13 protein-coding genes and 1 tRNA gene are annotated in these 14,963 nt (G+C 70.3%); 10 read left to right on the forward strand and 4 right to left on the reverse strand.

The genetic code is table 11. The features are described from left to right. The first annotated feature begins 133 nt into the window (after positions 1 to 133). The 5 genes from H7U32_RS05360 (at position 134) to H7U32_RS05380 (ending at position 4,956) form a co-directional block, all read left to right on the forward strand. A complete protein-coding gene (locus tag H7U32_RS05360; protein WP_204468822.1) occupies positions 134 to 2,353 on the forward strand; it encodes a circularly permuted type 2 ATP-grasp protein in 2,220 nt (739 codons plus the stop codon). Positions 2,354 to 2,419: 66 nt separating this feature from the next. Next, the gene (locus H7U32_RS05365) at positions 2,420 to 3,235 is read left to right on the forward strand and encodes a transglutaminase family protein (protein ID WP_204468745.1); all 816 of its coding nucleotides are present in this window, start codon (positions 2,420 to 2,422) and stop codon (positions 3,233 to 3,235) included. Between the two features lie 167 nt (positions 3,236 to 3,402). Next, complete coding sequence (locus H7U32_RS05370) at positions 3,403 to 4,134, forward strand: DUF2975 domain-containing protein (RefSeq protein WP_204468747.1); 732 nt, start codon at positions 3,403 to 3,405, stop codon at positions 4,132 to 4,134. Positions 4,135 to 4,163: 29 nt separating this feature from the next. After that, entirely contained in the window at positions 4,164 to 4,373 is a 210-nt protein-coding gene (locus H7U32_RS05375; protein ID WP_204468824.1) for a helix-turn-helix domain-containing protein, read from the forward strand. A gap of 58 nt (positions 4,374 to 4,431) precedes the next feature. Beyond that, positions 4,432 to 4,956: a flavodoxin gene (locus tag H7U32_RS05380; protein WP_204468749.1), complete on the forward strand. Its 525-nt coding sequence runs from the start codon at positions 4,432 to 4,434 to the stop codon at positions 4,954 to 4,956. Positions 4,957 to 5,044: 88 nt separating this feature from the next. On the opposite strand, the gene H7U32_RS05385 is transcribed toward H7U32_RS05380, so the two are convergent. Together H7U32_RS05385 and H7U32_RS05390 are read right to left on the reverse strand one after the other, a co-directional pair. Further along, positions 5,045 to 5,129 (reverse strand) — tRNA-Ser (locus H7U32_RS05385). Positions 5,130 to 5,209: 80 nt separating this feature from the next. After that, positions 5,210 to 6,091 (reverse strand): hypothetical protein, encoded by an 882-nt coding sequence (locus H7U32_RS05390; protein ID WP_204468750.1) that lies wholly within the window; start codon positions 6,089 to 6,091, stop codon positions 5,210 to 5,212. A gap of 75 nt (positions 6,092 to 6,166) precedes the next feature. Between H7U32_RS05390 and nusA the strand changes: the two genes are divergently transcribed. From nusA to ribF, 5 genes are all read left to right on the forward strand, one after another. Continuing rightward, positions 6,167 to 7,228, forward strand: a complete 1,062-nt coding sequence (gene nusA / locus H7U32_RS05395; protein ID WP_204468752.1) for a transcription termination factor NusA — start codon at positions 6,167 to 6,169, stop codon at positions 7,226 to 7,228. A gap of 246 nt (positions 7,229 to 7,474) precedes the next feature. Next, positions 7,475 to 10,270 carry a translation initiation factor IF-2 gene (gene infB / locus H7U32_RS05400; RefSeq protein ID WP_204468754.1) on the forward strand — a complete coding sequence of 932 codons (2,796 nt, stop codon included), beginning with the start codon at positions 7,475 to 7,477 and terminating at the stop codon, positions 10,268 to 10,270. Positions 10,271 to 10,428: 158 nt separating this feature from the next. Next, complete coding sequence (rbfA, locus tag H7U32_RS05405; protein WP_204468755.1) at positions 10,429 to 10,950, forward strand: 30S ribosome-binding factor RbfA; 522 nt, start codon at positions 10,429 to 10,431, stop codon at positions 10,948 to 10,950. A gap of 23 nt (positions 10,951 to 10,973) precedes the next feature. After that, positions 10,974 to 12,089 carry a tRNA pseudouridine(55) synthase TruB gene (gene truB, locus H7U32_RS05410; RefSeq protein ID WP_204468757.1) on the forward strand — a complete coding sequence of 372 codons (1,116 nt, stop codon included), beginning with the start codon at positions 10,974 to 10,976 and terminating at the stop codon, positions 12,087 to 12,089. 37 nt (positions 12,090 to 12,126) lie between these two features. Continuing rightward, a complete protein-coding gene (ribF, locus tag H7U32_RS05415) occupies positions 12,127 to 13,260 on the forward strand; it encodes a bifunctional riboflavin kinase/FMN adenylyltransferase (protein WP_204468826.1) in 1,134 nt (377 codons plus the stop codon). Positions 13,261 to 13,266: 6 nt separating this feature from the next. On the opposite strand, the gene H7U32_RS05420 is transcribed toward ribF, so the two are convergent. Both H7U32_RS05420 and H7U32_RS05425 read right to left on the reverse strand, forming a co-directional pair. Then, positions 13,267 to 14,070 carry an amino acid ABC transporter ATP-binding protein gene (locus H7U32_RS05420; RefSeq protein WP_204468759.1) on the reverse strand — a complete coding sequence of 268 codons (804 nt, stop codon included), beginning with the start codon at positions 14,068 to 14,070 and terminating at the stop codon, positions 13,267 to 13,269. Further along, positions 14,067 to 14,960, reverse strand: coding sequence for an amino acid ABC transporter permease (locus H7U32_RS05425; RefSeq protein ID WP_204468760.1), 894 nt, complete (start codon positions 14,958 to 14,960; stop codon positions 14,067 to 14,069). Before H7U32_RS05425 ends, H7U32_RS05420 begins: the two co-directional genes overlap by 4 nt. Positions 14,961 to 14,963 lie beyond the last annotated feature (3 nt).

Here is a 14,963-nt window from a genome sequence, read left to right on the forward strand (position 1 = left end):
GACTGCCTGATCCGGACACATCCCGAGGAAACATCGCGCGGCTACCATCGGGCAGTATCCATCAGCACAGCTCAAGGGGATGAGGCATATGGCGCAGCGCAACCACGCGGCGGACGTCCAGAACGCACAGGGCATGCCGGGCAGGGCGGACGCGCCGGACATGGCCGCGGCGCGGCTGGCGGCCGAGCTGGTCGGCCGGCGGGCGGACATCAACCGCGAGCTGGCGCGCAACGGCGTGCGCTTCGGCGTCTACAAGAACGGCACCTACGACGACCGGCTGTTCCCCTACGACCCGATTCCGCGCATCATCGGCTCCGACGAGTTCGACCGGCTGGAGGCGGGGCTCAAGCAGCGCGTGGACGCGCTCAACGCCTACCTGCGCGACATCTACTCGGACAAGCGCATCGTGCACGACGGCGTGGTGCCGGAGGACTTCGTCTACACTTCGGCCGGCTACTATCCGCAGGTCAACGGCGTCACCCCTCCGGGCGGCATCTTCGCGCATATCGCCGGCGAGGACCTGGTGCAGGGGCAGGACGGGCACTGGTGGGTGCTTGAGGACAACCTGCGCATCCCCTCCGGCGCCAGCTACCCGCTGTTCGCCCGCGACATCGAGCGGCGGGCGAACCCGCGCCTGTTCCGCCAGGTCCATGTGCGCGACAACCGCGACTATCCGCGCCTGCTGCGCAAGGCGATGGACTTCGTCTCCTGCGAGGGCATCGCCGTGGTGATGACGCCCGGCCGCTACAACTCCGCGTTCTTCGAGCACGCCTACCTGGCGGAGAAAACCGGCGCCGCGCTCGCCTTCCCCGAGGACCTCGAGGTGGTGGACAACAAGCTGTTCCTCACCGACTACGCCGGCAACCGGCACCGCGTGGGCGTGGTGTACCGCAGACTGACGGACGAATACCTCGACCCGTTCTCCTTCAACCCGGATTCGGTGATCGGCGTGCCCGGCCTGCTCAACGCGTACCGGGCCGGCAACGTGGCCATCGTCAACGCGCCCGGCAACGGCGCCGCCGACGACAAGGGCATCTACTACTTCGTGCCGCGCATGATCGAGTACTACCTGCACCAGAAGCCGCTGCTCGACAACGCGCCCACCTATATGCCGATGTTCCCCGACGACCGCCGCGAGGTGCTCGACCGTCTGGGCGAGCTCGTGATCAAGGACGTGGCCGAGGCCGGCGGCTACGGCGTGGTGTTCGGCCGCGACCTCGACGCGTCCGCCCGCCGGGACCTGGCCGACCGGATCAAGGCCGAGCCGCGCCGCTTCATCGCCCAGGAGGTCATCCCATTCCGCGACCTCGACGTGGTGGACCCGGCCACCGGCGAGCCGACGCCCCGCAAGGCCGATCTGCGCGCCTTCGTCATCACCGCGCAGAGCACGCATGTGTGGTACTCCGGCCTCACCCGCTATTCCTCGGTGCCCGGGCAGATGATCGTTAACTCCTCGCAGGGCGGCGGCTTCAAGGACACGTGGGTGCTCGCGCCCGACGCCGCGGGCTCAGCCGGTGCCGCCGTGGCGGGGAGCGCCGGCCGCGGCGAGAGCATCGACCTCGTCTCGCTGCTGCCGCATGCGCGCGGCCATGCGCTCGCCCTCGTCACCGCCTCGAAGGCGGACAACCTCTACTGGCTCGGCCGCTACACCGAACGCGCCTTCACCACGCTCACCGAGTTCTTCCCGTTCTACGACCGCGTGATGGACACCGACGTGGACGCCTTTCGTCCCTTCGCCAGGGCCCTCGACCTGCCGGAGGACTTCGCCGACTTCGACACCTTCATCCACACCTTCCTCTATGACGGCGACACCCCCGATTCGGTGCGCTCCGCCATCCAGGCCGCGTTCAACAACGCCGTCATTCTGCGCCCCGAGCTCAGCTCCCGGCTGCTGCAGTACATCGAGCTGGCCGTCTCCAACATCACCTCGGCCGCGCAGGAGGCGGCCGAGGCCCGCGACATCTACCGCCAGCGCGACATCGCCGACGACATGCTCGCCTTCTGGGGCGGCATCGAGAACTCCGACGTCGACAGCACGCTCAAGGCCTTCGTGTTCATCGGCAAATACATCGAACGGCTCGACCTCTACACGCGCCTGGCCATGCCGGCCGAACGCATGGACGCGCCGCTGAACAAGCTCGCCACCTACGCGGGGCTCATGGACGGGCTGCCGCTGCCGCAGTGCTTCGCCGACGGCGTCGGCTGGCTGCTAGGCCAGCTGCCAACGCGCGGCTACGACGCGCTCGCCGACCGTCTCAAGGATTTCCTCGACGACTTCGGCGGCCGCGCCACCGGCGGCCGCGACGACGCCGCCTCGCTGAGCTCGATGAACATGGAATCCCACGCTGCCTGATTCCCGCGCTACAGTGGAGCGCAACGCTCCGGGACGTCCGGGGGGAATGCGAGGGGGTGCCGAGCGATGAAGAAACTGATGTTCGACTACCGGATGCGGCTGAGCTTCGGCGCGCCCGTCACCGACCATCGTTTCCAGCTGCGGTGCGTGCCCGCCACCGGCCCCAGGCAGCAGGTGGTGGACGTGACCGTGCGGGTGGAGCCCGAGGTCGAGCTGTTCCGCACCATCGACTCCTTCGACTCCGTGGTGATGACCGGATTCCTGCCCACGGCGCACGACCACTTCGGCTACCGGGTCACCGGCATCGCGTTCGTGGACAACGCGCATATCAAATCCGAGCCCTACAAGCCGCTGTACCGCTTCCAATCCGCGCTCACCGCGCCCGGCCCGGCCGTGGCGGCGCTCACCGAACGGTGCCGGGGCGAGCTCGCCCGCACGCCTGCCGACCTGACGGACGTGGAGAAGTCCGAGCTGGTGATGCACGAGGTGTACGCCGCGTTCGCCTATACCCCCGGTTCGACCACGGTGCGCACCACCGCCGAGCAGGCGCTCGCCCAGCGCCGGGGCGTATGCCAGGACTACGCGCATGCGATGCTGTCCGTCTGCCGCTCGCTGGGACTGACGGCCCGGTACATCGCGGGGTTGCTCGGCGGCGAGGGCGCCACCCACGCCTGGGTGGAGGTGTACCAGGACCACCGGTGGATCGGCCTCGACCCCACCCACGACCGGTTGGTGGACGACAACTACATCACGATCGCCCACGGGCGCGACTACCGCGACTGCATGCTCGACATCGGCATCTTCTCGGCGTCGGCCGGCGGCGAGGGCGCCGTCACCCAGACCCAGTGGGTCAACGCCTCCGTCCACGAGCAGGTGGCCTGAGCGGATCCGTGCGCGCCCGCGGGCTGGCTGCATTGATTCGGCCTCAGTATTGTCAGCAATATCGACAAACGATAAAAAATTATTGAATAACGATATATTTGGCGATATACTAGGCAGTGACACCGGGCAAAGGCGCCCGTGGCAATCACGAGGGCAAGGAGTCGGCCATGAGCAGGCAGGGGATATCCATCGGCGATCGTGGACGCGGCGGATCCGGCGGACGCGGCCCTCGGGGAAAGCGTGAAACATCCGTGACACAGAAGGCGGCATCGACCATTTGGGTGCGCGTCGACAGCGCGGCGGCGGCCATCGCGCGCATCGCCGAAGTGGTGATGTGGCTGGGCGCGGCGGCGGTCGTGGGAACGATGCTCTGGGCGCTCGCCGCCCAGGTGGAACCGGTGGTCGACGCCGATGCCAACCTGCTGCGCGTCGGGCCGGCCTCGCTGTCTGGCTCGTTCCTGGGCGTGACCGTATGGCTCGGTCATGGCGCCCTACGCGGCGCGGTCAGCCCGCCGGTGATCGCGTTGGTGACGGTGGCACAGCTGGCGATCGCCGCGGGCTGGGCGATGGTCTTCCATGAGGTGGCCGGATTGTGCGGCCGGCTGCAGGCATGGGAACGTCGCGCCGCGGCCGGTGGCCGAGCGCTCGTGGACGAGGGGAGCGCCGGCCCGTTCGTGGCGTCGGCGGTGCGCGGCCTGCGGCGCATTGGCGCGCTGCTCATCGCCATGCCGGTTGTGGCCTGGGCGGTCGGCCTCGTGTGCATGGCGATGCGCGCTTCGGTGGACTTCGGCCTGGACGGCGTGGCCTTCGTCGCGATGGTCGGGCTCATCGGCCTGGCCATCGCGCATGTGTTCGAATACGGCATGGGCCTGCAACGCGACGTGGACGGCCTGCTGTGAGCGGACGCATCGTGCTGCGGCTCGACCGGATGATGGTCGAGCGCGGCAGAAGCCTGGGATGGTTGGCCCGGCAGGTGGGCATCACCGACGCGAACCTCTCGAAGATCAAGAACAACCATGTCTCCGCCATCCGCTTCTCCACGCTCGCCGCCATCTGCGAGGCCCTGGACTGCCAACCGGGCGACGTGCTGGTCTATGAGGCGGATGACGGGGACGACGGAACCGGCCCCAGGCCCTGAGCGGATCCGTACGCGCCCGGGTAGCATGGGGAGCAGAACGAGTGCGGGAGGTGCGCCGATGCTGGTGGTGGATTATTCGAGGGCCGGGGAGAACTATGCGGTCGGCGTCGTCGCGGAGGGCAGCACGCATCGGCTGGCGCGCGTCATCGCCGAGGAAGCCGGCTGCGCGCTGGTGGACATCGGAACGGTCGAGCCGTACCCCCTCGGATACGAGGAGGCCAAGGCCGTCATCCAGCGCGAGCTGGAAACTGGCGCCCGTCCCGCCGTGCGATGGGACGAGGGGATGGATGGGGCGCTCGCCGATGCGCGCGCCGTGGCCCTCGGCTATCCGATCTGGTGCGGTTCGCTGCCCGCGCCGGTCAGAAGCTTCCTCGACGCCGTGGACCTGGACGGCAGGATCATCCTGCCGTTCTGCACGCATGGCGGCAGCGGCTTCGCCCGCACGCTGACGGAGCTGCGCGACGCGCTGCCCGCCGCCGACATCCGCCCCGGCCTGGCCGTCCTCGGCGAGGACGCCCAGCGCGACCCCGAATCCCTCCGTCCCCGTGTCGCCGCCTGGCTGGGCGGCCAGCCGGACGTCTGACGTCCGGCGCCGGTCCCGGCACAGTCGGAAGGCGTGGCCCCGGGGCATGAAAAAAGGGCTCCGGGGATGTCCCCGTAGCCCTTGATTGCGGATAAGGCGAGATTCGAACTCGCGGAGGCTTTCACCTCACACGCTTTCGAGGCGTGCTCCTTAGACCGCTCGGACACTTATCCTTCGCTGCTTGAGTGCACCAAGCAACTTGTTCATTATGCCACGGAATCGGGACGGCGCAAGCGGCGTGTTCCCGGAAAGGTCACTGCGTGCCGTCGCCGGTGGCGTCGAACAGCGCCCAGTCGGCGGCAGGATAGCCGAGCGTGAGCGCGCGCCACAGGCGGGCGGTGGCGGCGTCGGCGAGCACGCCGAGCGTCGCGGGGGAGGTGCCGCCGGCGTCGCGCGTCGCATCGAGCCAGGCGCGGGCGCAGTCCATCTCCACGACGGCGGTCGTCGGCGCATCGAATCCGGTGGCCGGATCCTCGATCCGGTCGGGATGGGCGACCAGCTCCTCGGTTTCGTACACCTTCCGGCGGGGGTCGCCGCCGGCGGGGGCGAGCGAGACCAGCCGCTCGGCCATCGCCTTGTGGTTGTCGCTGATTGCCAGCGTCGCCCCCGGCGCCTGACGGGCGGCCAGCACCTCGGTCGCGAATCCGGCGCGGTCCTCGGCCAGCGCGAGGCGTTCCACCGCGTCATCCGGCAGCGCCAGCTCCACGACGTCGTCGAAGTCGACGGTGGCGGGGGCGCCCGGTCCGGCGGCCGTCCCGGGCGCGAGGCCGACCGAGCCGGCCAGCGCGGCGGCCCGCGCCCCGGCCTGGGCGGCGCGGACGACGCCCTCGTCGAAGCGTTCGCCGCATGCGGTCGCCACCGTCGACCAGGCGTTCCGTGCTTCGCGGGCGGACAGATAGCGTTGGAACACCGGCGACGCGGAGACGGAGGTCTCGGTCAGCGAGGCGGCGCGGCCATAGGCGGTTTCGCAGGCGCTCGGAGTCTCGTCCGCGGCGACGCGGGCGTCGAGCGCGGGCGCCGCGCAGCCGGCCGTCCCGGCCGCCATCGCCGCCGCCAGCGCGCCCGCCGCCACGGTGCGCGCGGCGCGGCCGGGGACGGCTGGGATCGCGGGGAAGGGGCGGCGGGGTGTCTGCATGAGTCATTAGACTAATAGCCGACTGTGACCGTATGGGCCAAGCGCTCGGAATAACTTCATAGGAGGTCTTGCACCATGGAACTGGACCTGAAAGCCATGCACCAGCTTGCGAAGGAGCAGGGCATCGACGCCGAGACGCTGGACGCGGCCCTCACCGAGGCGCTTCGCCTCGCCTACCTCAAGACCCCGCATGCGGCCAAGCACGCCCGCGTCGAGCTCGACGAGCGCGCCGGCACCTTCACCGTGTGGGCCGCCGACGAGATCCCCTCCGAGCCCACCGAGGACGACCCCCACCCGGCCCCGACGCTGGGCGAGGAGTACGACGACACCCCCAAGGACTTCGGCCGTCTGGCCGCCGCCACGGCCGCGCAGGTCATCCGCCAGCTGTTCCGCCATGCCGAGGACGAGAAGGTGTTCGGTGCCTTCTCCGGCCAGAAGGGCAAGCTCATCACCGGCGTCGTCCAGCAGGACGCCAAGGATCCCTCGAACGTGCACATCGCCGTCGGCGACGTCGAGGCCATCCTGCCGCGCCGTGAGCAGGTGCCGGGCGAGCGCTACCGCCACGGTGAGCGTCTGCGCGTGTATGTGGTGAACGTCGGACGCGGGCTCAGGGGCCCGGAGATCATCGTGTCCCGCTCCCACCCGGAGCTGGTGCGCCGCCTGTTCGAGCGCGAGGTGCCGGAGCTGGTCTCCGGGGCCGTGTCGATCATGGCCATCGCGCGCGAGGCTGGGGCCCGTACCAAGATCGCGGTGCGCGCCAATGTGGAGGGCGTCAACCCCAAGGGCGCGCTCATCGGCGCCGGCGGCTCCCGCGTGCGCGCGGTGATGGAGAACTTGGGCAAGGAGAAAATCGACATCGTCGACTGGTCCGCCGACCCGGCCGAATTCGTCGCCTCCGCGCTGAGCCCGGCCGTGTGCACCGGCGTGCATGTGATCAGCGAGAAGAACAAGACCGCCGTCGCGTTCATCCATGACGACCAGCTGTCCCTGGCCATCGGCAAGGAGGGCCAGAACGCCCGCCTCGCCGCCAAGCTCACCGGTTGGAAGATCGGCATCGAGTCCGCCGAGGCGCAGGCCGCCAAGGAGGCCGAGCTGGCCCGTGCGAAGGCCGCCGCCGACGCCACCGACCAGGACTGAGCCGCCTGGCACCCCCTTCCTCACCCGGGGCATTCCGGCAAGCCACGCGCCCGCGCGTGGTATCCGGTGCCCCGGGTATGCTTGTCTGCGGAATCCGCACGGCCGGGCGTGCCGTCATGCCTGCCGGGCGGGGAACAAGAAGACGAGGTAACACGATCATGGTCGCACGATGAGACTGGTTATGGACACCGTCATCGGGAACTGACCGCGCGTACGGTGCGCGTGGTCGCAGATAGGAGTTAAGTAGTGGCGAAACCACGCGTATACGAAATCGCCAAGTCCCTTGGCATCGACAGCAAGACCGCCCTGGAGAAGCTCAAGGAGATGGGCGAGTTCGTCAAGTCCGCGTCCTCCACCGTCGAGCCGCCGGTGGCGCGCAAGCTCAAGGCCGCCTTCCAGACCAAGGACGGCGGCGCCAAGAAGCCGGCCGCCAAGCAGGCGTCCCCGGCGCATCATCCTTCGCCGGCGAAGGTCCATCCGTCCCCGGCCGCCGCCAAGCCCGCGGCCCCCACGCCGCACGCCCCGGCCGCGCCGGCCGCCAAGCCCGGCCCGTCCGCCGCGACGCCGGCCCCGCACCATCCGTCCCCGGCCGCCAAGCCCGGCGCCCGCTCCAACGCGCCCAAGCCGGGCGCGCGTCCGGGCCGCAACGACCGCGCCGCGCAGGCCAAGCCCGGCTCGCGCAAGCCCGGCCAGGGCGGCGGCCATCCCCAGGGCCAGCACACCCCGGGCCAGCATGGCTCCGGCCCGGCCCCCACTCCGGGCTCCCGCGCCGGCGGGCCGCGCCCGGGCAACAATCCGTTCTCCCGCAAGCAGGGCATGCACACGCCCACGCCGGGTGACATTCCGCGCCCGCATCCGATGGCGCGTCCGACCGTGAACAACAACGAGCGCCGTGGACGCGGCGGCCGTCCCGGCCAGGGCGGCGGCTTCCGCGGCGGCCGTCCGGGGCCGGGCACCGGCGCGCGTCCGGGCCAGTGGGGCCACGGGCGTCCGGGCCAGGGTGCCGGCGCTGGCTCCGGCACCGGCGCGCGCGGCGGCTTCCGCGCCGGCTCCGGCTCCGGCGCTCCGAGCAACGGTCCGTCCCGCGGTGGCTTCCGCGGCGGCCGCGGCAGCACCGCCGGCGCGTTCGGCCGCCAGGGCGGCAAGTCCTCGAAGGCGCGCAAGAACCGTCTGGCCAAGCGCAGGGAGTACGAGGAGATCAAGGCTCCGACCATCGGCGGCGTGCGCATCCCGCGCGGCAACGGCCAGACCATCCGTCTGCGCCAGGGCGCCTCGCTGGCGGACCTCGCCGAGAAGATCAACGTCAACCCCGCGGCCCTGGTAACCGTGCTGTTCCACCTGGGCGAGATGGCCACGGCCACGCAGTCCCTGGACGAGGCCACCTTCCAGATCCTGGGCGAGGAGATCGGCTGGAACATCAAGCTCGTCTCCGCCGAGGAGGAGGACAAGGAGCTGCTCCAGCAGTTCGACATCGACCTCGACGAGGAAGAGCTGCAGGACGACGCGGACCTCAAGCCGCGCCCGCCGGTCGTCACCGTCATGGGCCACGTCGACCATGGCAAGACCCGCCTGCTCGACACGATCCGCAAGACCAACGTGCAGGCGCGCGAGGCCGGCGGCATCACCCAGCGCATCGGCGCCTACCAGGTGTCCGTGGACCTGGACGGCGAGCACCGCAAGATCACCTTCCTCGATACCCCGGGCCACGAGGCCTTCACCGCCATGCGTGCCCGCGGCGCCGAGCTGACGGACGTGGCGATCCTGGTGGTCGCCGCGGACGACGGCGTGATGCCGCAGACCGTTGAGGCCATCAACCACGCGCAGGCCGCCCACGTGCCGATCGTCGTGGCCGTCAACAAGATCGACGTGCCCGGCGCCAACCCGGAGAAGGTGCGCGGCCAGCTCACCGAGTTCGGCCTCGTGCCGGAGGAGTACGGCGGCGACACGATGTTCGTCGACATCTCCGCCAAGCAAGGCACCAACGTGGACAAGTTGCTCGAGGCGGTGCTTCTGACCGCCGACGCCGAGCTCGACCTCAGGGCGAACCCGAACATGGACGCCCGTGGCGCCACCGTCGAGGCCCGCCTCGACAAGGGCCGTGGCGCCGTGGCCACCGTGCTCGTCCAGCAGGGCACCCTGCATGTGGGCGACGCCATCGTGGCCGGCACCTCGTACGGCCGCGTCCGCGCGATGCTCGACGAGAACGGCAACCAGATGAAGGAGGCCACCCCGTCCACGCCGGTCCAGGTGCTGGGCCTGACCTCCGTGCCGACCGCCGGCGACCTGTTCCTGGTCGCCCCGGACGACCGCGCCGCCCGTCAGATCGCCGAGAAGCGCCAGGCCTCCGAGCGCGCCGCCCAGCTGGCCAAGCGCCGCAAGGTCGTCTCCCTCGAGTCCCTCAAGGAGCAGTTCGCGAAGGCCGAGGTCGACATGCTCAACATCGTCATCAAGGGCGATTCCTCCGGCTCCGTCGAGGCGCTCGAGGACAGCCTCATGAAGATCGAGGTCTCCGACGAGGTCGGCATCCAGGTCATCCACCGCGGCGTCGGCGCGATCACGCAGAACGACGTCAACCTCGCGACGGTCGACAAGGCCGTCATCATCGGCTTCAACGTGCGTCCGAACCGCCAGGTCGCGGACCTCGCCGAGCGCGAGGGCGTGGAGATCAAGTACTACTCGGTCATCTACCAGGCCATCGAGGACATCGAAGCCTCCCTCAAGGGCATGCTCAAGCCGGAGTACGAGGAGGTCGTCACCTCGCATTCCGAGATCCGCGAGATCTTCCGCTCCTCCAAGTTCGGCAACATCGCCGGCGTCATGGTACAGGACGGCGAGGTCAAGCGCGGCACCAAGTGCCGCATCCTGCGCGACGGCGTCGCGACGGTCAACGACCTCGAGATCTCCTCGCTGCGCCGCTTCAAGGACGACGTCACCTCCGTCAAGGAAGGCTACGAGGCCGGCATCAACCTCGGCACCTTCAACGACATCGAGGTGGGCGACATCATCGAGACCTTCGAGATGCGCGAGGTGGAGCGCAAGTAGCGCCCGGACACCGACGAGGGGAGAGCGACCTGCCGCTGGCCGGTCCGTGGCGCCGGCCACGGACCGGTTCCCGGCCGGCGTTCTCCCCTCGCCGTTTGGGGCCGGGCCACGCCCCGCCCCTCCCATGACCAGTTTTCCCCAGACCTCAAAGGACACCCATGGCAGGAACCAACCCCCGCGCGGCGCGCATCGCCGCGCTCATCCAGCGCGTCATCGCCTCCTCGATGGAGTCCCAGCTGCATGACAAGCGCCTGTTCAACGTGACGATCACCGAGGTGCGCGTCACCAACGACCTCCAGCTCGCCAAGATCTACTGGACCCAGCTCGGCCACGACGGCCACGAGCAGGGCGAGCGCAAGCGCGCCGCACAGGCCCTCAAGCAGGCCAGCGGCCGCCTGCGCACGCTGGTCGGCCAGAAGGCCGGCCTGCGCCTGACCCCGCAGCTGCAGTTCATCTTCGACGAGGTGCCCGGCGAGGCGCATGAGATCGAGGACATCCTCGCCGTGGCGCGCAAGCGCGACGAGGAGCTCGCCCGCTCCCGTGCCACCGCCCAGTACGCCGGCGACGCCGACCCGTACAAGCATGATGACGAGCCCGAGGACGACGAGACCGACGATTTCGACGATTTCGACGAGTCCGACGAGTCCGACGGCTTCGACGGCGACCGGGACGCGGCCTGACGGCCGGCGGCGAGGTGACGTCCATGGACTCCGGCCTGCTGCTGGTAGACAAACCGCGCGGGGTGACGAGCTTCGACGCGGTGGCCGCCGTGCGCGGCGCCCTGCGCACGAAGAAAGTCGGCCACGCCGGCACCCTCGACCCGATGGCCACCGGGCTGCTCGTCATCGGCTTCGGCCACGCGACGCGCCTGCTCACCGCCATCGTCGAGCATGACAAAATCTACGAGGCCACGGTCCGCCTGGGCCTGGCCACCACCACCGACGACGCCGAGGGCGCCATCCTGCCCGCCGACGTGGCGGACCGCGTCGGCGCGCTCGACCGGGCCGCCGTCGAGGCGATGATCGCCGACCGGTTCCTCGGCCGCATCGAGCAGGTGCCGAACACGTTCTCCGCCATCAAGATCGGCGGGCGACGCGCCTACGACCTCGCCCGCGACGGCAAGGACGTGGAGCTCAAGGCCCGCCCGGTCACCATCGCCGCCTTCGACGTGCTCGACGTGCGCCGGGGCCTGTCCTCCGCCGCCATCCCCGGCCTGCCGCTGGGGGAGCGGGGCGGAGACGGCGACGAGACGGCCGCCATGGTCCCAGTGCTCGACGTGGACGTGCGCGTGAGCTGCTCCTCCGGCACCTACATCCGCGCGCTGGCCCGCGACCTGGGCGCCGCGCTGGGCGTCGGCGGGCATCTGGTCCGTCTGCGCCGCACACGCGTCGGCCGCTTCGCGCTGGCCGACGACCGCTCCGGCCTCGTCGGGACCGCCGCCCATGCCATCGGCGCGCACCGCGCGACGACGACCTTCACGAACCGCGAGGGCCAGACCGTGACCCGCGCCAGCTGCGTGCTCGACACTCCGGAGGGCCTGGCCGGCGCCGAACGCGCCGACTGGCTGCGCGCCCGCGCCCTGACGATGGGCGAGGCTGTGCGCGGCGCGATGCCGGTCGTCGCCATCGACGCCGGTGAAGCCGCCGAGCTGCGCTTCGGCCGCCGCCTCGAACGCGGCTGGCCGTCCGGCGCGGACGGCGCTGTGGCCGCGGCCGTCATCCCAGGCGCCACGCCGGCCGACGACGACGTGGTGGCCCTCGTCGCCCCTGCGCGCGGCGGGCGCCAGCTCAAGCCCGTCACCGTCTTCAACGCGCGATGACCCACCCAACCACCATCCGATGAGGAAGGCAATGCCGATGAACATCACCCATCTGACCCCCGACGAGAACGGCGTGGTCGCCTGGCCCACGCTGGACAACGACCGCCGGTCGGTGATCGGCGTCGGCGTGTTCGACGGCTTCCACCGCGGGCACCAGGCCGTCGTGGAGCGCGTCGTCGAACTGGCGCGCCGGCACGACGTCTTCTCCATCGTCATCGTGTTCGACCCGCGCCCCGCCTTCGTGCACGGCTACGCCGCCGCCCATGACGGCGCCGAACCGCCCGCCGGGCTGCCGGACACCCAGGCCCTGAGCGGCGTGGACGAGCGTCTGCGCCGCATCGCCGGCCTCGGCGTGGACGAGGCCTTCGTCGTGCGGTACACGTTGCCCTTCGCCGCCAAGTCGTACCGCTTCTTCCTCGGTCAGCTCGTCGGCAAGCTCGGCATGCGCACGCTGGTGCTCGGCGCCGACGCCGCGATGGGCCACAACCGCGAAGGCGACGTGCCCGCCATCCGCGACCTCGCCGCCGCCACCGGCGTGTTCGAACTCGAGGTCGTGGACGACCGCGGCCCCGGCGAGGTGCGCGTGCCGCGCGACATGACCCCCGTCATGCCCACCGGGTGGGGCGAGCCCGCCGACCCGCTGGCCGGCGCCAACAAGGCCGAGCGGCGCGCCTGGAGCAAGCGGCACCAGGCGCGCGCCGTACGCGCTTGGAGCTCCACGAACGTGCGCTGGCTGCTCGGCCAGGGCCGCATTCAGGACGCCGATCGGATCCTGGGCCACCCGCACGTCATCGAAGGACTGGTCGTGCACGGCGAGGAGCGCGGGCGCACCATCGGCTTCCCCACCGCCAACCTCGGCGACGGCATCACCGGCTATCTGCCGGTCGACGGCGTGTACGCCGGCTGGCTCGTCGACGGCGAACGGCGCTGGCCCGCCGCCATCTCGATTGGCACCAAGCCCACGTTCAACGAGCAGACCGGCCTCAAGGACCGCGTGGTCGAGGCCTACGCTATCACCGGCGACGGGGAGTGGCTCGACCTGTACGGCCACCGGGTGCGCGTCGAATTCGTCGGGTTCCTGCGCCCGCAGGTCAAATTCGCCGGCGTGGAGGAGCTCACCGCCGAGCTGAGCCGCAACGTCGAGGAGACCAAGCGTCTCGTCGGCGCCTGAGGCGGCTCAGCCGCGGAAGTGGCTGAAGAACTCGCGCGTGGCCGGGTCCTGGGACTCGTCCATCACCTCGCGCGGCGTGCCGTTCTCGGCGATGACGCCGCCGCGCAGCAGCACCACGCGGTCGGCGGCATCATGCGCGAAGCCCATCTCGTGCGTGGCCATGAGGATTGTGGTGCCCTGCTCCTTGAGCTCGGCCACCATGGTGAGCACCTCGCCCACCAGCATCGGGTCGAGCGCGGAGGTGATCTCGTCGAGCAGCAGTAGCTCCGGGTCGGTCATCAGCGCACGGGCGATGGCCACGCGCTGCTGCTGGCCTCCGGAGAGCTGGTCGGGGTAGGCGCCGGCCTTCGCCCGCATGCCGATGCGGTCGAGCAGCTCCAGCGCGCGGGCGTCGGCCTTGTCCTTCGGCCAATGGTGCACCTTACGCGCGGCCAGCGTGACGTTCTTGAGCACCGTCATATGCGGGAACAGGTTGAACTGCTGGAACACGACGCCGATGCGCGCACGGATCCGGTCCTGGTCGGCGCGCGGGTCGGTGATGTCGGTGTCGCCCAGCCAGATCTGGCCGTCGTCCACCTGCTCCAACAGGTTCACACATTTCATCAGCGTGGACTTGCCCGAGCCGGAGGGGCCCAGCAGCGCCACCACCTCGTGCCGGTTCACGTCGAAGGAGATGCCTTTGAGCACCTCGACGCCGTTGAAGGATTTGCGCACGCCATTCAGGCGCAGCACCGGGCGGCCGCCGTCCGTGGCCCCGCCCGCCAGCGCGGCCTTTGCGGCCGCCTTCGTATCCGTCGTCACGCCACTCATACCGTGCCTCCGCTCAGCTCGCGCTTGCGCAACCGCGCCGAATACCAGTCGTTGAGCAGGATGAACGGCACGCTCATCAGGATGAACAGCAGGCTGGCCACCACATACGGGGTGAAGTTGTAGCTGCTGGCCACCTCGATTTGGGCGGCGCGCACCGCGTCCACTGCGCCCAGCACGGAGATGAGGCCCACGTCCTTCTGCATCGAGATGAAGTCGTTCATCAGGGCGGGCGCCACCTTGCGCAGCGCCTGCGGGATCACGATCATGCGCGTCGTCTGCCCGGCCGTCAGGCCCAGCGAACGCGCCGAGGCACGCTGCGAGGGGTGCACGTCGTCGAAGCCGGCGCGCAGCACCTCCGCCACATAGGCGGAATAGCCCATGATGACGGCGATGGTGCCGAGGATGGCCGGGTCGATGCGGCCCTTGACGATCTGCAGACCGGGGATGCCGAAGCCGATGAGGTAGAGGATCACGATCATCGGGATGCCGCGCATCACCGTCGTGTACAGCGCGGCCAGCGCGCGCAGCGGGAACATGATCGGGCTGCGGCTGGTGCGCACCATCGCGATCAGCGTGCCAAACACGGCCACGCCGACCACCGCCACCGCGAGCACGCGGATGTTGAGCCACAGGCCGTCCAACACCTCGGGGAAGGCCTTGGCGAAGTACTCGCCGGAGAAGAAGGTCTCGCGCACATGCGGCCAGCCGGGGGAGAGCTGCAGCCCGACGACGATGACCAGCGCCAGCACCACGGTGCTGACCATGCTGACCGCCACCGACTTGTACTGCTGCCGCCTGCGGTACGCGCGGCGCTCGAGCTCGACGTCGCTGACCGGCGCGGGCGCCGCTGCCACGCCGTCGGCGCCGTGGGCGGGGGTTGCGGATGCCATGGC

Source organism: Bifidobacterium pullorum subsp. saeculare, assembly GCF_016899725.1.
GTDB lineage: Bacteria > Actinomycetota > Actinomycetes > Actinomycetales > Bifidobacteriaceae > Bifidobacterium > Bifidobacterium pullorum_C.

What these genes read in the sequence shown, in the direction of transcription:
- H7U32_RS05360 (WP_204468822.1), top strand. Translation starts at nt 134, where the DNA reads ATGCCGGGCAGGGCGGACGCGCCGGACATGGCCGCGGCGCGGCTGGCG.
- H7U32_RS05380 (WP_204468749.1), top strand. Translation starts at nt 4,432, where the DNA reads ATGCTGGTGGTGGATTATTCGAGGGCCGGGGAGAACTATGCGGTCGGC.
- H7U32_RS05370 (WP_204468747.1), top strand. Translation starts at nt 3,403, where the DNA reads ATGAGCAGGCAGGGGATATCCATCGGCGATCGTGGACGCGGCGGATCC.
- truB (WP_204468757.1), top strand. Translation starts at nt 10,974, where the DNA reads ATGGACTCCGGCCTGCTGCTGGTAGACAAACCGCGCGGGGTGACGAGC.
- nusA (WP_204468752.1), top strand. Translation starts at nt 6,167, where the DNA reads ATGGAACTGGACCTGAAAGCCATGCACCAGCTTGCGAAGGAGCAGGGC.
- rbfA (WP_204468755.1), top strand. Translation starts at nt 10,429, where the DNA reads ATGGCAGGAACCAACCCCCGCGCGGCGCGCATCGCCGCGCTCATCCAG.
- H7U32_RS05390 (WP_204468750.1), bottom strand. Translation starts at nt 6,091, where the DNA reads ATGCAGACACCCCGCCGCCCCTTCCCCGCGATCCCAGCCGTCCCCGGC.
- ribF (WP_204468826.1), top strand. Translation starts at nt 12,127, where the DNA reads ATGAACATCACCCATCTGACCCCCGACGAGAACGGCGTGGTCGCCTGG.
- H7U32_RS05420 (WP_204468759.1), bottom strand. Translation starts at nt 14,070, where the DNA reads ATGAGTGGCGTGACGACGGATACGAAGGCGGCCGCAAAGGCCGCGCTG.
- H7U32_RS05365 (WP_204468745.1), top strand. Translation starts at nt 2,420, where the DNA reads ATGAAGAAACTGATGTTCGACTACCGGATGCGGCTGAGCTTCGGCGCG.
- H7U32_RS05425 (WP_204468760.1), bottom strand. Translation starts at nt 14,960, where the DNA reads ATGGCATCCGCAACCCCCGCCCACGGCGCCGACGGCGTGGCAGCGGCG.
- H7U32_RS05375 (WP_204468824.1), top strand. Translation starts at nt 4,164, where the DNA reads ATGATGGTCGAGCGCGGCAGAAGCCTGGGATGGTTGGCCCGGCAGGTG.